This is a genomic window from Metamycoplasma neophronis, assembly GCF_006491995.1.
Taxonomy (GTDB): domain Bacteria; phylum Bacillota_I; class Bacilli_A; order Mycoplasmatales; family Metamycoplasmataceae; genus Metamycoplasma; species Metamycoplasma neophronis.
The window spans coordinates 124,972-147,068 of sequence record NZ_VHHP01000001.1; the positions used below are offsets into that span (position 1 = coordinate 124,972).

At 30.1% G+C, this 22,097-nt stretch carries 19 protein-coding genes; 4 read left to right on the top strand and 15 right to left on the bottom strand.

All coding sequences use genetic code 4. The features are described 5' to 3' along the window. The first annotated feature begins 55 nt into the window (after positions 1-55). Positions 56-445, top strand: coding sequence for a hypothetical protein (locus tag FJR74_RS00490; RefSeq protein ID WP_140914590.1), 390 nt, complete (start codon positions 56-58; stop codon positions 443-445). 262 nt (positions 446-707) lie between these two features. On the opposite strand, the gene FJR74_RS07130 is transcribed toward FJR74_RS00490, so the two are convergent. From FJR74_RS07130 to ftsY, 13 genes are all read right to left on the bottom strand, one after another. Next, the gene (locus FJR74_RS07130) at positions 708-2,111 is read right to left on the bottom strand and encodes an AEC family transporter (RefSeq protein ID WP_140914591.1); all 1,404 of its coding nucleotides are present in this window, start codon (positions 2,109-2,111) and stop codon (positions 708-710) included. 166 nt (positions 2,112-2,277) lie between these two features. Next, the gene (rnc, locus tag FJR74_RS07135) at positions 2,278-2,970 is read right to left on the bottom strand and encodes a ribonuclease III (RefSeq protein WP_140914592.1); all 693 of its coding nucleotides are present in this window, start codon (positions 2,968-2,970) and stop codon (positions 2,278-2,280) included. Further along, entirely contained in the window at positions 2,963-3,973 is a 1,011-nt protein-coding gene (plsX, locus tag FJR74_RS00505; protein WP_140914593.1) for a phosphate acyltransferase PlsX, read from the bottom strand. The genes rnc and plsX overlap by 8 nt, the downstream gene beginning before the upstream one ends. A gap of 10 nt (positions 3,974-3,983) precedes the next feature. Further along, complete coding sequence (locus tag FJR74_RS00510; RefSeq protein WP_140914594.1) at positions 3,984-5,615, bottom strand: DAK2 domain-containing protein; 1,632 nt, start codon at positions 5,613-5,615, stop codon at positions 3,984-3,986. Between the two features lies 1 nt (position 5,616). Beyond that, on the bottom strand, positions 5,617-5,913 hold the full coding sequence (locus FJR74_RS00515) for a hypothetical protein (protein ID WP_140914595.1): 297 nt from the start codon (positions 5,911-5,913) through the stop codon (positions 5,617-5,619). A 9-nt stretch (positions 5,914-5,922) separates the two neighbouring features. Beyond that, entirely contained in the window at positions 5,923-7,179 is a 1,257-nt protein-coding gene (glyA, locus tag FJR74_RS00520; RefSeq protein WP_140914596.1) for a serine hydroxymethyltransferase, read from the bottom strand. Positions 7,180-7,232: 53 nt separating this feature from the next. Continuing rightward, on the bottom strand, positions 7,233-7,751 hold the full coding sequence (locus tag FJR74_RS07140) for a hypothetical protein (RefSeq protein WP_211333926.1): 519 nt from the start codon (positions 7,749-7,751) through the stop codon (positions 7,233-7,235). Positions 7,752-8,179: 428 nt separating this feature from the next. Next, positions 8,180-12,505, bottom strand: a complete 4,326-nt coding sequence (locus FJR74_RS07145) for a PolC-type DNA polymerase III (protein ID WP_306766856.1) — start codon at positions 12,503-12,505, stop codon at positions 8,180-8,182. A gap of 27 nt (positions 12,506-12,532) precedes the next feature. Continuing rightward, the gene (locus FJR74_RS07150) at positions 12,533-13,501 is read right to left on the bottom strand and encodes a phosphatidate cytidylyltransferase (RefSeq protein WP_140914599.1); all 969 of its coding nucleotides are present in this window, start codon (positions 13,499-13,501) and stop codon (positions 12,533-12,535) included. Between the two features lie 615 nt (positions 13,502-14,116). Next, complete coding sequence (gene frr, locus FJR74_RS00540) at positions 14,117-14,668, bottom strand: ribosome recycling factor (RefSeq protein ID WP_140914600.1); 552 nt, start codon at positions 14,666-14,668, stop codon at positions 14,117-14,119. Next, positions 14,668-15,399 carry a UMP kinase gene (gene pyrH / locus FJR74_RS00545; RefSeq protein ID WP_140914601.1) on the bottom strand — a complete coding sequence of 244 codons (732 nt, stop codon included), beginning with the start codon at positions 15,397-15,399 and terminating at the stop codon, positions 14,668-14,670. The genes frr and pyrH overlap by 1 nt, the downstream gene beginning before the upstream one ends. A gap of 107 nt (positions 15,400-15,506) precedes the next feature. Next, positions 15,507-15,728, bottom strand: coding sequence for a sigma factor-like helix-turn-helix DNA-binding protein (locus tag FJR74_RS00550; RefSeq protein ID WP_140914602.1), 222 nt, complete (start codon positions 15,726-15,728; stop codon positions 15,507-15,509). Beyond that, a complete protein-coding gene (ftsY, locus tag FJR74_RS00555; RefSeq protein ID WP_140914603.1) occupies positions 15,728-16,783 on the bottom strand; it encodes a signal recognition particle-docking protein FtsY in 1,056 nt (351 codons plus the stop codon). Before ftsY ends, FJR74_RS00550 begins: the two co-directional genes overlap by 1 nt. A gap of 159 nt (positions 16,784-16,942) precedes the next feature. Here ftsY and FJR74_RS07155 point away from each other — a divergent pair, with 159 nt between their 5' ends. The 3 genes from FJR74_RS07155 (at position 16,943) to FJR74_RS07165 (ending at position 20,254) form a co-directional block, all read left to right on the top strand. After that, positions 16,943-18,547: an MATE family efflux transporter gene (locus tag FJR74_RS07155; protein ID WP_170178323.1), complete on the top strand. Its 1,605-nt coding sequence runs from the start codon at positions 16,943-16,945 to the stop codon at positions 18,545-18,547. Between the two features lie 132 nt (positions 18,548-18,679). After that, positions 18,680-19,372, top strand: a complete 693-nt coding sequence (locus tag FJR74_RS07160; protein ID WP_140914605.1) for a hypothetical protein — start codon at positions 18,680-18,682, stop codon at positions 19,370-19,372. A gap of 60 nt (positions 19,373-19,432) precedes the next feature. Further along, entirely contained in the window at positions 19,433-20,254 is an 822-nt protein-coding gene (locus FJR74_RS07165) for a DUF2785 domain-containing protein (protein WP_140914606.1), read from the top strand. A gap of 55 nt (positions 20,255-20,309) precedes the next feature. Here the strand turns inward: FJR74_RS07165 and FJR74_RS07170 are convergent, their stop codons facing one another. Both FJR74_RS07170 and FJR74_RS07175 read right to left on the bottom strand, forming a co-directional pair. Beyond that, the gene (locus FJR74_RS07170) at positions 20,310-21,158 is read right to left on the bottom strand and encodes a nuclease-related domain-containing protein (protein WP_170178324.1); all 849 of its coding nucleotides are present in this window, start codon (positions 21,156-21,158) and stop codon (positions 20,310-20,312) included. Between the two features lie 131 nt (positions 21,159-21,289). Next, complete coding sequence (locus FJR74_RS07175; protein ID WP_140914608.1) at positions 21,290-21,784, bottom strand: SAV1803-related protein; 495 nt, start codon at positions 21,782-21,784, stop codon at positions 21,290-21,292. Positions 21,785-22,097 lie beyond the last annotated feature (313 nt).

The window sequence follows — 22,097 nt, forward strand, 5'->3', positions numbered from 1 at the left end:
CAAAAAAACGTTAATTATCATTTAAAATTTTATATATATAAATTTAAGGAGAAAAATGTTTAAGAGACTTTCTATTGCCTCTCTAACTTTAAACACAATTAGTTTAATTACATTCCCAATAAAGTTAGGTATTCTTATTTCGTCTATAATACTTGCAATAACAACACCTGATACAAATCAAGATAATTATAGTTATAGTTTTAGAAATATAATAGGTTCATTTTCAACAGTAGCAATCATATTTTTATTCTTGATTTGGTCATTAAATTTGGCAACTTCAATTGTTAGTCTAATATTAGGAATTAAATTGTTAGTCACAAAAAATAATGAGCAACTTGTACCAGGTATTTTATTGGTTGTAAGTGTAGTTTTTATAGGACCAATTTTAGGTATTATTGGATCAGCTATTTCGTTAAAAAGTAATCCTAAAAAAATAGAAATTTAAAAAAGTGATTTTAAATCATTAAAATTTTGTAACTGTTATTTATATAACAGTTTTTTTAATATCTAAATTTACCTAAGAGTTATTTTTTTTCAATTATATTATTTAAATAATAAAGGGTCTTTATAAACATAGACATTAAAACCTTTAACTTACAATAATTTAAATTAGTAGTTGTTATTTTTCTAAATAAAAACACATTCCTTTTTATTTTTAGGAATGTGTTTTTTTAAATTCTATAAAAATTTCTTCGCTGAAATAAGTTTTATATAACATTAAGTGTTACTACACCGACGACAAGTCATAGCGGAATGAAGATAAAACTCAACATTGTTGCCAATGAACTTACTTGCGAAGTATAGTCTTCATGAACTTTGAAGTGTTGCGAATAAATAACAACTGTAGTTCCTGGAGGAACTGCTCCGGTCATAACTAGAACGGCACCAACAGAAGGCGATAATAATTTAGCTTTAACAAATGGCATTACTAAACATAAAATGAATAGTGGAATTAAACCGGCTTTGTAAATTAGAAATAGTCAGTTTCTTCCTTTTGAGAACATTTGTTTAATGTTTGTTTTGGCTAAGCTTGTACCAATTACGATTCAAATTAATGGTGAAATCAAGCCGGCCAATATGGTAATTGGTTTAGCAAAATATGGCATTGTTACACTTCAATCAAATCATCCAGTTGGACCAGAAGCATAAGGCGCATAGGCGCCTACTAGCTTGTCATATGTAAATCATTCTTTAATGTATGAATGAGTAACTACACCATGTGAATTAGTTACGATATGTTCGAGGTCTCTTCCATATAAGACTGAAAAGTTTGGTCCAAAAGTTCCCTTATATTTAACACTTATCGCTTCTAATAAAGGTTCTTTTGTTTGTAAATCGATTCCATATTTTACTTGAATTGTTTGTTCAGATTTTAGTTCACTAACAGTTGAACCAGCACCTGGAATATATTGAGTTGCTCAAAGTACTATAGCCACAATAACAGTGATAAAAGCAGGATTTAATACTGCTTTTTTCATAGTAAATTTGAACTCTTGTTTTGTAAATTTTACTCCTGATAGTAATGAAAATGAAAGTCCGAAACCACCAATATAGTATAAAACGTTTCAAATACTTAATGAACCTAGTTCAATCCCATTAGGATAGACACCTAAAACGATTGGTGTTGCAAATAAAATATTTGAACCATAAATACACATTAATCAAGTAACCAAGTGTTTCTTTTGAAGGCTTTCAAAATAAACTTCACGGTTGAATATTTGTCTTTGTGAAAACTCAACATGAGTTTGTCATTCATCATAATCTTTTTGAGCTCGTGCAATAACACTTTTTGGCACGGCTTTTGGCAAATATTTAACCCATAAAATTGCTATTGAGGTTAGAAGTACATAATAAATTGCACTCATCCCGAACACTATACCAAATGTTTTTAAATCCGCTTTATCGGCATTTTTTAAAAATGAATAGAATGATAGAAATGGAATAATAACATTAATAATAACTTTTTGAATTGCACCAGAAGATTCATTATTTAGAACCTTAGTACGAAACAAAATGAAACCTAACATAGTGATGACGATAGTACTAATTATCGCACCTCACAACCCGGTGTTGGTCATAATCCCAACAAATAATGTCCCTGGGTTTGTCATTTATAATCCTTTTTATGATAAATTGATGTTTGTATAAATATCATTTTAAATTGTATTATTTTTTCTATCTTTTTTTAACATTTGGACATATTTGAATATTTTTCAATGTAAAAATTAAAAAATGATATAAAAAAATCAAGTTTTAAACACCTGATTTAATTAATAATTATTGTTGATATTTTTTAAGTGCTTCAGTAGCCGCTGCTTTTTCAGCTTCTTTTTTGGTCTTTCCAATACCAATGCCATATACACATTTATCAATCATTACCCGGCTTTCAAACAGTCCGTTGCCTAATGCTGTGTTTTCATAAAAAATATCGTTTTTACCGCTAGTTTGAACAAGTTCTTGAAATCTTGATTTAGGATCTTTTAGTGAACTGTTTGAGAAATTTTCTAAATCAACTAACAGCACTTTTTCAATAAAGCTTTCAACTGCACCAAGGCCATAAACGCAATAAATAGCGCCCACAAATGATTCAAATAAATCTGAATCTGCTTTAATAGTTTTGCCGTTGTTATATGCTCCCTTTGAAGCTCTTACACAATCAACTAATTTTAATTCATTAGCTAATCTACCTAAATTTTCACGGTCAACTATTGCGGAACGCAACGCAGTCGCGTGTCCTTCGTTATCATTAGGAAAAGTTCAAAAAATTGCATTACTTACTAAAAATTGCAAAACGGCATCTCCTAAAAATTCTAGATATTGATAGCTCTTAGTTCCTTTGTGTTCGTTAACATAAGTTTTATGAGTGAATGCTTGTTCAAAATATGATCACATTTCATCTGTTAGATCTGCGGTGTCAAAACTAGCGTTTTCTAAAATATTTTTTAATTGCTTGCGAAAATCTTTATTCATCTTCGCCTTCTTTTGCTTGTTCGAACACTTCTTTTAACTTTTCGATTACGTTGTTGTCTAAGGCAATTTTAATTTGATTTAAAGCATTATAGAACGCAACTTCGTCGCTACCTCCATGAGCTTTTACAACAACTTTATCAAGTCCAACAATATAAGCGCCGCCGGTATTACGATAATCAAATTTTGCTTTAAAGCCTTTTAAATCTTTTTTGATCATTAATGCACTAATTTTAGTTTTTAAATTGCGCATATAAATTTGCTTTAGTAACTTAGCAAACCCTAAGAAAGAACTTTCTAAAGTTTTTAAAAATATATTACCAGCGTAGCCATCAGCTACTAAAATATCTACATCTCCGTTGATTGCCGAGCTAGGTTCAACGAAACCTTTAAAACTATAATTATCTGCTTGTTCTTTTAATAATTTATTCGCTTCACGCGCAATTTCAGTACCTTTATAATCTTCTGTTCCAATATTTAATTGACCAACAACTGGTTTATTTGATTTGAAAATTATTTTATGAAACTCTGATGCAATTTTTGCTCATTCATTCAAATATTCGGCTTTGATTTCTAAATTTGCGCCAGCGTCTAATAAAAGCATTTTTTTATCAGTTGTGGTTGGTAGAACTGGCATAAAAGCAGGGCGCGAAACATTAGGCAAACGCTTGACTTTTAATGAAGCCAAAGTAATATATGAACCGCTATCCCCACTACTTAAAATAGCATCAGCTTTCCCTTCTTTAAGTACATTAAATGCGCTTAACATTGAACTTTGATTACGTAAAGCATCGCGTGGACTGATAACTTTATGAGCTATTTCATTTGAAGAAATAATTTCAACTTTTTCAGCATACTTGCCAAGAGTATTTTTAATTACTTCTTCTTGTCCTACTAAAATCAATTTATATTCTGGATTTTCTTCAATAAATCTTTTAGCCCCAAGAATAGCTTTTACTTGTCCGTTGTCATTATTTAAAACATCAAAAACTATAGTTCTTTGCATTGTATGCCTCCTATTGAGCGGAAATTAAATATGGATAAATAGTTTGACCGCCTGAGTAAACTTCAACTTCGACGTTATAGTTAATTTCAATATAGTTTTGTAATTCCTTAGCATCGGCTTCTGATGCATCTTGACCATAGAAAATAGTTACGATTTCAGTATCATCACTAACTAAGTCATCTACCAATTTAATTGCTGCTTCATTATATGTTTTAGCAGTTGAAACTAATTTATTAGCCGAAATGACCATGAAGTCACCTTTTTTGACTTTGATACCATTTAATTTTGTATCTTTAACTGAAGGAGCTATTTCTCCATACTGAATTGTTTTCAAGGCATCATTCATTAATGTTTGATTTTCTTTAGCACTATTTTCAGGACTAAAATTCATTGCTACACCTAAACATTGTGCTTGTGATTTGGTTGGGATAATAATAACTTTTTTATTTCTTACAATTGTGGCAGCTTGTTGTGCTGACAAGGTAATATTTGAGTTATTTGGTAAAATGAAAACAGTTTTAGCTGCCACAGAATTAATTGCATTAACAATGTCTTGAATTGAAGGGTTATTTGTTTGTCCACCTTCAACAACATAAGAAACGCCGTAATCTTGCACCATGTCAATAATTCCTTGACCGGCATTACATGAAATAAGTGCACATCCAGCTGAATGTTTATTTTCACAAGCTTCATCATTACTATTTTTCTTGGCAGTTTCTTTACTATTATTAGCTTGCAATGTCATATTGTCAATCTTAACTTTTAAAAATTGACCAATACTGTTAACACTACTTAAAACTGCACCAGGTTTTTGAGTATGGATGTGAATTTTTAAAATTGATTCATCTTGAACAACGACCATTGAGCTGCCGATTTTTTCAAGTTTTTTAATTAAATAATCTTTATCGAATTTTTTAGGTTTGTATAATTCTAAAATAAATTCAGTACAGTAACCAAATTCGCCGCTGAATACTTCGGTATCTGAAATAAATTTGTTAATGGTGTCTTCTTTATCGGAAATTTCAATTGCTTCACCGTCGAAGTAGGCTTTCATACCTTCTAAAATAGCATATAAACCTTCACCACCAGAGTCAGTAACACCGACTTCTTTAAGAACTTTTAATAAATTAGGAGTATTGTCACAACTTTTTCTTGCTAATTGTAAAGCAATATCTAAAACATCTTCAATGTTTGAATCTACAACAACATTATCTTTTAAACCTTCAGCAACTTCACGAATTACGGTTAGAATTGTCCCTTCAATTGGTTTTAAAACCGCACCATAAGCAACTTTGGCAGCTTGTTCAAAAGCGTTAACTAAATCAAACGGACTAGCTTCTTCTTTGCCTTTAAATCCGTTCGCAAAACCTTTAAAAATTTGACTTAAAATAACCCCTGAATTGCCACGGGCTGATAATAACATATTTTGAGCAATAACACGTGATGCTTCGGCTAGGTTTTGACCATTTTTAATATTTTGAATTTCAACAGCTGCCGCAATAGTAGACGCCATGTTACTTCCGGTGTCACCATCAGGGACAGGGAAAACATTTAATGCATTAATTGCAGTTTTTTTATTTTGAATATTATTAGACCCGGAAAGGATCGCCTCTTTTCAAATTTCTCCAGTAATTTTTTTCATTTTATTTAGTTCCTTTGATGTAGATTGATAAACAACCTAGATGTAAATTACGTTGCTCTAGGTAATATGTAACAATTGAGTGAATTTCTTCAACGATGTTTTTGGCACTGATATTTGATAAAATAATTAATCCCATTGCAATATTAATTATGTCGGGATTATTTTCGCTTACGCTAACAATTAAACCATCATTTTCCACGCTTACTTCATTATCTTCGGTTAGTTGTTTAAAACCCACGATGCCAGCAATGGTGCGCAATGTTGAAGTGATAAGTTGTCTGATTTCTTCGATTTGCATGCGGGCCTCCTAATGTTTCATGTAGCTTCTTTTAATTGGGAATGAATTGGTAAGTTTTGCAATTTCTTTTTTAACCATAGTTAACAAAGCTTCATTTTCAGGTTCTCTTAGAACTTTATCAATTAGATTTGCAATAATGATGAATTCATCTTCTTGGAAACCTCTTGAGGTCATAGCAGCCGATCCCAATCTAATTCCACTTGAAACCATTGGGCTTTCAGTATCATTTGGAATACTGTTTTTATTAACAGTAATATTAACTTTTGAAAGGATTTCAGTTGCCTGTTTTCCATTTAAACCGTATGATGATTTAACATCAATCATAAATAAATGGTTTTTAGTCAAGCCTGAAATTACTTTCACACCTTTATTAATAAATGTTTGGCAAAATACCCGTGAATTAGTGATTAATTGTTGTTGATATTCTAAAAACTCAGGCTGTAAGGCTTCACCAAAACTTACGGCTTTAGCTGCGATTTGGTGGAATAATGGCCCGCCTTGATATCCAGGAAATACTGAACGATTAATTTTTTTGTAAATTTCTTCATCATTAGTCATGATAATGGCGCCGCGAGTTCCACGTAAAGTTTTATGAGTTGTTGTCATAATAACATCAGCAAGTCCAGCTGGCGATGGGTGAAGTCCGGCTATAATAGGACCTGAAATATGTGAAATGTCAGCAAATAAATAAGCGCCGACTTCATCACAAATTTTTCTAAATTTATCAAACTCAACAATTTGTGAATATGCCGAGTATCCGCAAATAATCATTTTTGGTTTTATTTCTTTTGCTATTCTTAAAATTTCATCATAGTCTAAAAGTCCATCGTCGTTAACAAAATAGCTGTGTGATTCATAAAATATTCCGCTAAATGAGATTCTATATCCGTGAGTTAAATGCCCTCCAGAATCAAGAGATAAACCTAAAACTCTATCCCCGGGTTGTAATAAAGCTAAATAAACTGCCGCATTAGCAACACTACCAGAATAAGGTTGTACGTTTACATAATTTACGTTAAATAATTTTTTTGCTCTCTCTTGGGCAATTACTTCGATTTGATCAACGAATTCGCAACCGCCATAATATCTTTTGCCTGGGTATCCCTCACCATATTTATTTGTTAAACACGAACCGGCCGCTTTCATAACATCTTCAGAAACATAGTTTTCAGATGCAATTAATTCGATGTGATCTTGTTGACGTTGGTCCTCTAAATTAATTAGATCTGCGATTACTTTATCTTCTAATGAAATTTTTTTGTACATAAATATCTCCTTTAAAATAAACAGACTAAACTACGAAAGTTTAGCCAGATATTTTAGTCTAATAGCGTTTTATTTTTAAGTTCTTCGGCAACAATAATTGCTCTTTTTTTCTCAATTGCTTTTTTGGCAATTGCTTTATTAATCATAATAACAGGAACCGCTACGAAAGCCAACCCTACAGCTGGTAACACTCTTACGAATCATGCGACATCACCGCTAGATACTAAAAATGAGTTCATAGCTAAAGCGACAGGGATTAAGAAGTTCAAAGCTTCCGATCCAAATACTTTGAATTTTCAAATTAATAATGAAACAACAAACATTTGGATAATAAACACTGATAGTGCAATTGGTAAATCAAATGCTCAACGATTATAATCTTTAAATTGTTCAAACACTCATCCATCTTTTCCGATTAAAATGAAAATTAAAAACGATGGAATCACAATTAAAAATAAACCAGTTAAGGCGATTTTTCATGATTTAGAAAGCTCTTTCTTAGGTTTTGTGTTTGTTACTTCATAACTTTTAACATTAATTTTTTTGTTTTTTCACTTATTATTATTTGACATATTGGGCTCCATTTCTGTATATAAAAACAACTAAATTTTACCAAATAATTGCTAATTTATAAAATAAATTAAACTGCAAAGAATACATTAAAAAAAATTAAATCTTCATTTTTATTTAATCTAAGGCAAATTTTTAAAAAATTAATAAAAAAATGACGCCGCTTAGCGTCAAAAAAATTACATCTTAAATTAATAAAAAATAAAAACAAATAAAACAATAATAGGTTTTAAAAGAAACTGTTAATAAAAATAGAGAGAGTGTGTATGTTAACTAAATAAAACCGGATGTAATTTTTAAAATGAGAGATAATAATTTATTTTAGATACATATTATTTGTATCTGCCCTTTTGAGCATAATTATTATACATTATATTTGATAAAATGCCCCAAAATTTGTTTTATATTGCGATTTTGAGTGTCCGGGCCACTAAAACAAGGTTTCTTGGTCAGTTTCATCAAGTCCTTCAAGCACCCCAAGGTCAGTCAACGAAGTAATAATTTTAGAGTTAACACTGCTTCTACGTTTTAGATCTTCAATAGAATTGAAATGATTTTCCTCCCTTGCCTCAATGATTGAATCGGCAACAGTTGCGCCCAAACCATCTACAACAACAAAAGGCGGAATCAAAGCCTTATTATTTCTGTCAACAATCCACTCTTCTGCGAGTGATTTATTTAAATCAACATTTTTAATTTTATAACCACGTGCGTATAACTCTTCAGTAATTTCAAGCATAGGAATCAATGCATTTTCTTTTGTTGATAGTTTTTCGCCGCTACCAGCAGAACGTCTTCTTAATTCGGCTAATTTAGATCTTACAGTTTCAATGCCCTTACTCATAGTTGCAATGTCAATTGCATCAGGACGGTTAGTGTAATATGAAGCATAAAATTCTAGTGGATAATATAGCTTATATCAAGCAATTCTTCAAGCCATAATAACATATGCTGTAGCATGGGCCTTAGGGAACATATATTTAATTTTTTTCAATGATTCAATGTATCATTCAGGAACGTTATTATCAAGTAAAAGTTTTTCTTGATCTGATGATAATCCTTTACCTTTTCTAACTTTTTCCATAATTTCAAATGATTTTAGTTTGTCAATACCCTTGTCAATTAAATATCCCATAATGTCATCACGACAACAGACACACTCATTGATTTTCTTACCTTCCTTAACAAGCTTTTCAGCATTGCCTGATCACACATCCGTACCATGTGAAAGACCAGAAAGCAATATCAAGTCATTGAATGAACGGGGTTGGGCTTCTTTTAACATCTTTCTAACGAAATTAGTACCAAATTCAGGCAATCCATAAGCTCCAGTTGTTTCCCCGCTGATATCTTTAGGAGAGATATTTAATGACTCAGTTGTATAGAATAATTTAAGTACTTCTGGGTCAAATCTAGGTACGTCTCTTTTAACTTTTGTATTAGTTAAATCTTCTAACATTTTAACGACAGTCGGGTCATCATGTCCTAGCAAGTCAAGTTTTAAAACATTGTCATGGATTGCGTGATAATCAAAGTGCGAAGTTTTTCAATTTGATTCATCATCGTTTGCCGGGAAGTTAATTGGAGTAAAGTCCTCAACATCGTATTCTTTAGGAATGATAATAATACCGCCAGGGTGTTGACCGGTTGTTCTCTTAACTCCGGAAGTTTTTATTGCTAAAAATTCTAAGAAAGAACGAGTTCAAGGTTGATATCCGGTTCTTTGTTCTTCTTCGTATTTTTTACAAAATCCGAATGCTGTTTTTTCTGCAACCGTTGAAATTGTTCCGGCTCTAAGGGTGTGTGATTCACCAAATAATTCTTTAACATAATTATGAATTGTTGGTTGATATACACCACTGAAGTTAAGGTCAATGTCCGGCACTTTATTAGCTTCAAATCCTAAGAAAGTTTCGAACGGAATGTTGTGTCCATCTTTTTCCATCAAAATGCCACATTTATCACATTTTTTATCCGGTAAATCTCAACCAGATAAATATTGAGGGTCTTTATTTCATTCAAAGTGTTTACATTTTGTACATAGATAGTGTGGTGGTAAAGGGTTAACCTCAGAAATATCAGCAAGGTTTGCAACAAGAGACGATCCTACCGAACCACGGCTACCTACTAAGTATCCATCTTGATTACTTTTTTGAACCAATTTGTGACTGATTCAATAAGTTACAGAATAACCATATTTAATGATAGGATTCAATTCTTTTTCAATTCTATCCAAAATATATTGATCAGGATTTTCTCCGTATCTGTCGCTTAAGTTTTTATAAACTACTGCCCGCAATTTTTCGGGTGAATTATCAAATTCAGGGAAGTATAACTTATTTTTGATAACTTCAATATTTCCTTCAATTTGATCGGCAATCTTGTGGGTATTATTTACAACGATGTCACGCACTAACATGCCATCATTTAGGAAGTTAAATTCTTTTAGCATTTCATCTGTTGTTAAATAAATCAGATTAGGATGAATTGATTTACCCTTTAGTCAGTGAAATCCTCCACCTAAAGAAGGTGCGTTAATATAAACTTCATAAATCAATCTTTGATAGTCAAATACATAACGACAATCGCTAACTGCTACACACAATTTATTCAATTTAGTTGCTTTATCAATTAAATCTTTATATGCGAATTTTAAATTAGCTTCGGTAATTCTGTCATCATTTATTAAATATTGGAAAGAGCTAATTGGAGGAAGTTCAATATAGTCATACATTTTAATGGCTTTTTCAATGTTTTCATCCGTGCCATTAAATACTTGTTCTCATAAATAAGAACCGTGAGTTCCTGAACCAAATAATAAATCTGGGTCGTTTCCAATTTCATTAAAATATAACTGCGGACCTTCATTATATTGGTCAGTCAAAATTCTCGTAACTAATTTAAATAGCTTTTTAAGCCCAATCTGATTTTTAACCAAAACTCTAGATTCATAAGTAAATTTACGAGCCAACATTGCGAAGCTTTTAACATCATTCAATTCACGCGAAGTAGTTATTGAATAATCACGTTTTAATTTTTCAATCATTTTAACTCAGTCACGTGATAAAACTTCAGCATCGTAATCAGCACGGTGGGCAACCGCGGTGTCATAAGTAACCCCAAGGCGTTTAGACATTGCGCCTAATGTATGCTTTCTTTCATACGGGTTTAGAAAATGTGAAATTGCCAAAGTATCTATTCCATAAATTTGTGAGCAATCTAGGCCTAATTCTTTAAATTTTTGTTTACAGAAATTAACGTCAAAATTAGCGTTATGGGCTACACACACCCTGTTTGATAATAAACTATGAATTTTTCTAATTCCCTCTTCTTGACTTAATCCCTTTGCAACCATTTCATCAGTAATATGAGTTAGGTTTACCGTGAATGCTGAAAGTGGATGATTTGGTTTAATGAAAAATTGAATCTTTTCAATAATTCCACCGGCCTTCATAATAATTCCACCAAATTCAATAATTTCATCAAATCTAGGACTCAAGCCGGTTGTTTCTAAGTCGAATACAATATATTCTTGTTCTTTTAAATCAAAGTCTTTAAATCCATAGAAGAAATTATTTGAGCTATCCAATGAGCTCATAGTAATTCCATAAATTGGTTTGATTGTTGGATTTGATTTAGCACACTTAAATAATTCAGGAAACGCCTGAACATCATCTAGGTCAGTAATTGCAATTGCATTGACGCCATAAGACTTTAGGGCATTGCAATATTCTAAAGGGGTTGATATACCATCCTGAGCACTCATATTAGTTCTGGCAGCTAATTCAATTCTCTTGACTTCATCGTAATCTTTTTTTATTTTTGTCAGCCCTTCTGTTACTGTATATCATTCTTTTCCTGAAGCCATAATAGCTTTTGTTTTACTAAAGGTATCATTAGTTAATTTACCAGTTACTATGATAGTTTCGCCTATTTTGAGATTAGGAATTTCTTCATTTTCTGCAAGGAATTTTTTGACATATATTGCTTCTTTATAATCTGATATGGCAACGGTATACAAAGTCTTGCCGGTTTTTAATTTCATACTATCAATTTTAAAAATTTCACCCTTAGTGGTGATCATAATTTCTTCATAAGTTTGTGTTGCACTTTCAATGTCCATTTCAATTGGTTTTTGACTTTCACGACGGAAAAATTGTTTGCCCATTGGTTTCTTGGATTCATTTTTTTCTTCAATTTCGCTCATCTTTTTTAACTTCGACATTTCTTCAACCATATTATCAATGAAATTCATTGTCGAGTTTTTAATTACGTCAGCTTCTTCCAATTTAAAATTTACACGATAGAAACCATATCCGATTGCCTTCAAAGCTTTTTTAATCACTTCAGCTTTAGCTACAAATTGGTCATATACCGCCTTAATAGGTAAAACAAATCAAATTTCATCTTCAGTTAATTTGATTGAATTGACATTAATATAGCCTTTTAGTGCATTAAGAGATTTGTGTTTAGTTTCCGTTATGTATGTTAAGTAATCAATAATTGTGTTTTTATCTCTTAAAACATTGCGAATAACCAAATAGAAAATACACTTTGGAAATCTTTTATCCAAAGCTTTTCTAAATTCTTTATATTGATTGATGTTGATGTGTTTATCAAAAGAAACTTTCAGTGATCACACTCCGGTTTTATTATCGAATACAACCTCTTCTACAATTGCATCACTAAACTCTTCAGTAATAGAAAAATTAATTTCTTTACATAGCTTTACAAAACTTTCGTCACGAAAACGCATATACATCACCCCAATATTTCTTTTAAATTATTTAATTAATAAAATCATTGATGTTGTAACAGCAACAAATGATACTGAGTCAAAGCGATCCATCAAACCGCCATGTCCCGGAATTAAGTCTGAAAAGTCCTTAATATCATAAAGTCTTTTTATGCCAGAGAATCATAAATCTCCAATTTGCGAAATCGCAGGTAAGATTAATACTGCAGCAATTAATTGTTTTCAGTTGAACAATAAAGTAAATTTAATATTATTAGTTAATTTGCCTAAATACATTGTTATGAAAACAAATAGTGCACCGAAAAGATAAGCAATGATTGCCCCTTCTCAAGTTTTTTTAGGGCTAATATGTGGTGCTAATCCAATCTTAAAAATCTTATGTCCTAATAATCTACCAGCAAAATATGCCGTTGTGTCGACCACAATTGGAATAAAGAAAATGCAGAAAATAAAGTAAATATTTCCAACGTTAAACATGAACATTATTTTTAAAAATGCAGGTATAAAAATTAACGCAAATAATGAAATAAAATAATTAATAAATAATGATTTTGCTGTTTTATAAATTCTACAGTTAATTAAAAAAACTAATGTAATTAAGATGAATATAATTGATAAACCAAGGGCTCTAAAATGTGTTATTCGGTCAATCCCAAAATACATTACATTTGTAATCATTTTGGTCAGTGTATAAATATCTATCCCAGTTTGTTGCGTATTTCAAAACTGATTTTTAATTCCTGCTGTCTCGGCGACATAAAAATCGAGTGGAAATGCTCAAATAATAACAGTTGAAAAAACAATTAAAATATTCATTCATCTTGACAATTTATTATGTGAGATAACTTCGTATGTTGCCCATGCTGCAAAGAACATAAAAAAAGCAAGTCCAATAACCTTTCCAGGTACTTTTGCAAAATAAGTTATGAAAAAAAATGGGATTATTATTGCAAATAATATTGCTGCCGATTTGGCTCTTAACTTAACATTTTTCATGATGTTATTATTATATTATTAAAACCTTTTTAATTCATTAAAAAGGTAAATAAAAAGACAATTATTTGGGCGCCCTAGAAAAATCGTTTTTTATAATATGCGAAAAAAGTCCTTGAAATTGGTAATTTTTTTTTATATTTTCGCTATTTTTGCAACATATTTTAGATTATTTTCATTTTATTTCATATAATGAAGATGGTCGTGTAAAAACGACCAAAACAATTCAAATTAAATTCACAAAAAAATTCATTCACATTTTTATATTTAACTATTATCAAATTAAAAAATTTCTAAATCCAAACTCAATTTATTATCATAAGTTTTTAAATTTTTACTCGTTTTTTATAAACAATTTTACATATAAGTCATTTTTAAACAAAATTTTTATTTAATTATTTCCTATCCATAAATTTTTCGCTCTCTCATCTTTCAATTGAAACTCTTTTTGTCGAGCTCATAATAGTTTGTTATATTTAAATCTGTTTTTGCCTCCTTTCTGTATAACAAGCAATAGAGAAATAATAATAGCGAAGCTGCTGCTTCGCTATATTTTTTTCATTTGTTTAAAAGAAAAATTAAAAAAAGTGCCACTTGGGCACTTTAATAATAAATTTATTAAACTGTCATCAATTCTTTTTCTTTAACTTTTGACATTTCATTAATTTTTTCGATAGCTTTGTCAACTTCTTTTTGAATATTGTCTAAATAGTGTTTTTGTAAATCTTCTGAAAGTTCGCTATCTGATTTAATTTGTTTGTTAATATCTTGACGAGCTTGACGAATACCAACTCTTGCTTGTTCAGTGATGGTACCTAATTGTTTAGTCATTTCAACTCTTTTTTCGGTTGTCATTTGTGGATAAGTCAATCTTAATTGGTGACCTTCATTTGAAATAGCAACATTAATTTTGTTGTCCATGATAGCTTTTTCAATTGTTTTTAAAACACCCATATCATAAGGTTTAACTAGTAATTGTAATGGACTAGCAACAGTGATAGCAGCAATTTCTTCTAGGCTGATCATTGAGTCATAATAATTAATTTTAATTTTGTTAATTAAAGCAGGGTTAGCACGTCCTACAACAACTTTTGTCATTTGGTTTTCAAAGTTGTTAATAGTTTTGTTCATTTCTTCATTTAGTTCCATTAAATATAAATTTAGTTCCATTATTTCTCCTTAGATTTAGTAATGATTGTATTTGGGATTTTATTTTCAATTGCTCTTAATAGTGCATCTTTTTCATTGATGTCGAAAATGATGATATCAATATTGTTATCTTTTGCCATTGATGCGGCTGTTTGGTCCATAACTTTTAAATCTTTTTCAAGTAATTCGTCATAAGTGATAACTGAAAATTTAGTTGCTTTGGCATTGAATTTAGGATCAGAATCATAAACTCCATCAACATTATTTTTTCCCATTAAAATTGCATCTGCGTTGATTTCGGAAGCGAATAAAGTTGAAGCTGTATCCGTTGTGAAAAATGGTCTCCCAGTTCCGCCGGCGAATATAACAACTTCTCCATCTCTTAAATATTTTTTAGCCTTTTCATTAATATATACTTCACAAACTTTTGGGTCCATGGTTAAACTTGATAATACACGACTTTGTAAATCGTTATTTTCAAATCCTGATTGAAGTGCTAATGCATTCATTGTTGTTGCTAACATTCCGATATAGTCGGCTCTCACCCTTTGAATGCCGTTTTTAGCGGCACTAGTTCCTCTTCAGAAGTTTCCACCGCCAACGACAATGGCTACTTCAATACCTTTTTCTAATATGATTTTTAATTGTTTAGCAAACTTTTGTACAAGTTCATAATCGATTGCTAAATGTTTCTCTTTATTAGCTAAACCTTCGCCCGAAAGTTTAATTAATACTCTTTTATATGATGACATTGATACCTCTTTTTATATAGGTTATTTCGTTTTATTATTTTATATTATTTGTAGTTATTTGGGGTAATTTTCTCAGAAAATTTAACGAAACTTATAAATAAAAATCATTAACCATTGATTTTTTGGTCAATAGTTAATAATTTCGCTTTTGCTTTTTTTACGGCATCAAATGCGCCACTTCTAGTCATGGCTAATTCAACACCAATTTCTGCGTACGATAAATCTTCAAATAAATGTAAATACAGAGCTTGTTTTTGAGATTGGGCTAATAAATCTCCGTATTTTTCATACAATTTGATAATTAAATTTCTTTCTTCAAGTGATTCCATTATTCGTTTAAGCCCTTCATCAAACCGTAAATATAAGCATCTAAATCAAATTCAGCTAGATCTTCAACTTTTTCGCCCAAACCGATGTATTTAACAGCTAAATTAATTTCATCTTTAATAGTTAAAACTATACCACCTTTTGATGTTCCGTCCATCTTAGTCAATACAATTCCTGATAATGGAGTAGCCTCGCCAAATACCTTAGCTTGCGCAATTCCATTTTGTCCAGTTGTTGCATCTAATACTAACAAACTTTCATGTGGAGCACCTTCGATTTTTGAAGCTAAAACTTTATTAATCTTAGCAAGCTCTGTCATCAAATTAACTTTGTTTTGCAATCTACCGGCGGTGTCGATTATTAAAACATCATAGTTTTCTGATTGAGCTTTATCAATGGCTTTATATACAACAGCCGCTGGGTCTTTTTCGTTTTCCGCAGGTTTAACTATATCAGCTCCAACACGTTTGGTTCAAATTTCAAGTTGTTCAACTGCAGCGGCTCTAAATGTGTCGGCAGCAGCAACTAAAACCTTATGCCCCTCATCAATTAATTTCTTTGCGATTTTAGAAATTGAAGTGGTCTTACCTGAACCATTTACTCCGACAAATAACATAACATTAATACGATTAGGTTGAACATTTAATGTTGTATCAATTACTGAATTAGAAGCATAAATTGTGAATAGTTTATCAGCAATAATTTCATTGATTAATTTAGGGTCAGTAATGTTTTCATTTTTAACTTCTTTTTTACATTCGTTAATAATGATTTGAACTAGTTTCATTGATATATCTGACATAATCAAAATTTCTTCTAGCTCTTCAAAAAATTCTTCATCAATCTTATTGTGACGGTTTTGTAATTCTTTAATGCTTTCAGTAAAAGAAGTATTTGATTTCGAAAGACCAGCGATGTAGTTATTCAATTTGTTTTGTTTGTTTAACTCTTTTTGAAGTTTCTTTTGCTCTTTTTCTTCAAGTTTGGCTTGTTTTTTAGCTATTCTTTCTTCTTTTGTTCCGAATAGTTTGTCTTTAAGATTTGATCAAAAACCCATAATTAACTCCTTAGTAATTTAATAATCTAATTAAATTTTACTTTAATATCGTTATTTTAATATTGTAAACCAAACTAAAATAATATTCGCATTATGGCGCTATATTTAATTTGTAATTAAATGAATTATTTTTTTACTAATTTTAGTAAAATTGCTTTTATGCTAAAAACAGGTGTAAAAACTAAATTAAAACAAATATTTGGAATCAGAGATTTCAAGTATATTTTTAAACTTACCTTGCCAATCTTTATTCAAACTTTATTTTTTGCTCTTGTTTCTGTTGTTGGTTCACTTGCGACTACAATGTATTATAAAGTGTGACACATTGACGGCTCATACAATGGTTATTATTTCTATACATTCGCCAAAATTTTAACTGTTTATAAAATCCTAACATTCATTCCGTTAATTTATCAGTTAGGTGTTTTAGTTTTAGCATCAAATCTTTTCGGGCAGAAAAAAGAAAAAGACATACCGAAAGTTTTATGGTCATCTATATATGTTTCACTTTTAATTAACTTCGGATGTTATTTAATTATGTTCTTTAGCGCGCCAGCCATTTTATCTGCATCTGGTGCCAAAGCTAGCCCAATTATCGCTTGAAAAACTCAAGAAGGTTATCAACTTTATATGAATAACGTTGAGAGATTAAAAGCTGCCAATATCTCAGCCGCTGATATCACTCAAGCAATTTATGGTGGTTCATACCAAGGTATTATTTTAGAAAATACTAAACCCTTAATCTTAGAAACAAGCGAACTTGCTTTTACTGTTAAATTCATTAGATTAACAACCCTTGATATCTTTTTAGCATCAATTGCCTTGATATTTGTTTCAGCCCTACAAGCAATCGAAAAAAACAATTATGCTATCATAGGTATTATTTCAAGTATTTTTATTCGTACCGCTTTTACATATTCAGTTTTATTTATTCCAAACGGAAGATTAAATTTAATTTTACTAATTTCAATGGAAACGGTAGTTGGGGCTTTAATTAACCTAGTAATCTCATATGCTTTTGTTTATCACTTTATTTTCAAAAAATACAAAATCAAAGTCAGCGAAACATGAAATAATCGTTATATTCGTGAAGTTATTAAACTAGGGTTACCAATTGCACTTGAAACCGGAATTTGATTCATCGCGCAATACATGATCGCCAGTGCCATTCCATACGGGAATCTAGATGCTAAATATGTTGGTTTATGACGTGCTGTTAACAATACTTATGACATCTTCAACTCATTTGTAATGGCATTAAGCTATGTAACTACAGTTATTGTCGGTATTGAGATTGGTAAACAAGATTTCAAGCGCGCTCATTCATTAGGAAATAGTTCCTTAAAACTTGGATTTTATGCACAAACAATTTTATCAATCTGTGGCCTACTATTAACCTGACCTTCTCTAAAAATTTATTCAATTGATACTGCCATGATTAATCAAGTTGGCTACTTTGTAGTTGGCTTAATGATGCTTAAAGCAATATTTGACATCGGTAACTTAACAACACTAAGAGCACTATGAGGTGCAAATGATGTTTGAATGCCAAACTTTGTAGCTCTTCTAACAATGATTGGGGTACAGCTATCAGCTGTGTACATGGTTGCAATATTCCAAAACACCGCAGAATTTAAACTTTCGCAAGGAATTTATATCATATTGCTAACTGCCGCCACTTTGCTTGACCCTATCTTTAGAACAATCCTATTTGGATTACGTTGAAATAGTTATAAATGAACTAAATATGCAAAAAAACTATAATAATTTTAAAGCCCATTTTGATGGGTTTTTTATTTATAAAATCCATTGAAAATTAGGTTAAAATAACAATATTTTTATGTTTAATAATATGTAAAAGAGTAAAATATTAACATAAATAAAAGGGGGATAAAAATGAAAATATTAGACTGAATAAACGAAGATAACGAAGTATATTTACCATATACCGTAGAAGAAATTTCATATCGTGTTAACTCTGCTTTACCAATGAAAGCTTCAGAAGTTAAAAAAGAAAAATATTTATTACCTATTAATGATAAGTATGCTTACATTGTTAAAATCCTAGACAAATGCGATACATGCGAAAGCACCGACAAAGAAGAGCTATGAGTAACCCATATCTTAGATGTTTGCAAATACGAAGCTGGTGGAGAATGAGGTCGCGAAGCAAAGAACATCCGTCCATTTAAAGAATATGCCAAAGGACAAGTAGATAATAATTTAAGACGCGCAATACTAAAATTGTTTAATACAATTATTGACCTATATCTAAAAGATCCTGATTGAACTAAATCAGATAGCGAATATGCCGAATTTGAAAATGAAGATGGCATTGATATCTTTACCTCAGCTGGTGCCAAGAAAATTATTGAAGAACTATTACACATTCAAAATCTTGAATCACCAGCTTCATTATCTGAAGAATTATCGTACATTATGTTATTCTCAAGAGTTAAATTCGACGAAGTTGAAGATTTGTTTTCATTAGATACATTTAATCGCGAATTTATTTGCAATGATAAAATCATCGAAAAACAAAAATTTGTTTTTGATTTCTTATTATCAGTTTTAAAAATTAGGGGATAATTTAGATCAAGAGAAGCAATTGCTTCTTTTAATTTTTTATAATTTATCAAAGAGGTAATTATGATCAAACAATTAGAGAAAAAACTAAATACAGATGAAGATATTGAAATAAATCAAGATGAATTAAATTTCATGCTACAAAATATTGGTTCTCCAGATAAACAAATTCGCGATGAAATCATATTTTCATTGTTCGGCAAGGGTTTTTATACTGAAGCATTCGAAAAAGAACAAGTTATTGAAATATATGATTATTTAATCAATCAAAATATTATTTTTGAGAAAATCGAAGAAGCGGATATTTTATATGCTCTAAAAAGGAGCTTTGCGATTCTTTTATATTCTTTAATTGTTACTTTCGGCAACAAAAAAGAATATAAATATTTTGGAATTCTTTCTAAAGGACAAACGCACAAAATATTAGAAGAAATTCTTAAATATATTGAAAAAGAAAAATGCACAGTTGGCTATAGCGAACAATATGGCTGAATTGATTGTTTTTCGCATGCTAGTCAATTAATAATAGATCTTATTAAAGCCGATTATGAACATAGTATTTTTCCTAATCAAATTTTAGATTCTATATATTTATCTTTAATTAATCAAAATAGCGAATTTGGTGACGGACAAGAAAAACGTTTTGCTTATATTATTGCTTCTTTATATAAAAATGGTTATATTGAACATGATGAAATATTAGAATATATCAAAAAATTAGGAAGCTACCAACGAGAAGCCAAATCATTTGATATTAAAAATGAAAGATGTTATGAAAATATTTTAAATACACTTAATTTCTTTGTGTTGTTTATAAACGACGGAGAAATAATTAATTTAATCAAGAATCTTAACAATATTAATGAAATTATTTCCATGATATAGTATTTTTTCCCAATAAAAAAATAGAGCTTTTTTGCTCTATTTTTTTATTGGGTTTTTATTTTGCGTTTATAAAAATATTATTCAGTTTCGAAATATTGGTTTTATACCATTCGCCATTTATTTGGTAATTAATTTCGTGTCCATATACCTTTATTTTTATTACTTCTAAGTTGTTTAATAAAATTGTAAGTTTATCCGATAACAAACTATGAACTATATCAATTTTATTGATATTATTCTTATTAATAATCATGTTTTTGTATTCAAACACTAACGAACTCGGATCAATTATGCAGCTTTCTCAACGGCTCGTCAAAAATTGGCTTGTGTATAATATATCATACCCAATCAATAATTGTTCAAGTTTTTCTAAGTCAATATGATGATTACTATTATGAATGTTTTTCAGTATATAATAACACATACTTTCAATATCTGTAAATCAAGGGACGCTGTTTTCTGCAACTACAGTATCGGCATCCAAAAACAGAACAATCGGCTCAAATCATACGCCTTTGTTTTGCTCTTTTAATTGCATTAAATTGCCAATAACTTGTTTAAAAGGACTTTTATGTATAATTTTTTTTCCGTTGTTTTTATCTTGAATAAAGGTGTTCCCGTCTTGTTTCAAATTTCCTTTTCAAGATTTCACTTCAATAACATAAACATTGCTTTTATAAATAATTAAAAAATCAATTTCGCCTTTTGCTTGCTGAACATTTAAACAAATATTATGATATACTTTTGCATCAGGCAAATACATTTTTAGTTCTTTAGAAACTCTGCTTTCCATTCCGTCTCCGTAGTATTTTTTAGATTCCTTTAGAAGCAACGGAGGGGCAAACCATCTTTTAATGCCATTAATTATTTTTCTAAATATATTTTCTTTTTTATTTTTTGACATAAAAGCTCTTTTCATTTTTTTTCATTGATACTATTTTAAATTTTAAAATATCGACAGATTCTATTTTTAAAATAAAGTACAACTTTTTTCCTTGTTTTTATAAAGAAAAAACAGTTATATTATTAGTTTAATTATAGTTTTTTAATTTCATCGAATATCTTTTTATTTTTTTGTTTAGACCAATATCCATAATATTCGTTAAAGGATGAATATAGGTATTCTTCACGATAAAGAAAGTTGTATTTACAATTTGTTTTAAATCTTTTCAATAACACTAAATAAACATGTTTATCGTTTTCTATTAATGAAAGACATTTTCTCATTCACTCTAGTTTCGGAGTTCAACCAGAATAAAAATCGTTTAGAAGCGGGGCAATAAAAACGGTTATCCCTTGAATTCTTAACCAGTCTGTAGTGCTTGTGTTCTCATCTTCAAAAGTTCTCATGAATTTGCCCGTAACATCTTTTTTTAGAAATTTTTCGCAAATTAAAATATGTAAAAGCAAATGTTCCAAATAATCACAGTAAACTAAATTCTCTGGTAATTGTCATTCGTATGGATATCGCTTGGCGTTTTCGCGATCGCTAAGAAGAACTTCATGATCTTCATACTTATGATGGGCCATTAGCCCTTCGTTAGTTCTTGAAGCTTTTTTGTCCTTATATCAACTTTTTGTAAAGTATGGAACTGGACCTAGCCCGTATTTTTTTGTAAATAATCACAATATTCCAAATAATTTAAATTTTTAACTTTTTCGTATTCTTCTAAATTCATTAATCCCCCTCAATGATAAACTTATCATCATAATTTATGTGAATGTTTCGTTTTCTCAGAAATTTTAAAATTTATATTTTTTTACTATCTTTATTTTATCAAAACCAAAAACATTTTATTCTATGTCGCAGTATTGGGTATTGTTATTATAGCTATTTTAGTAT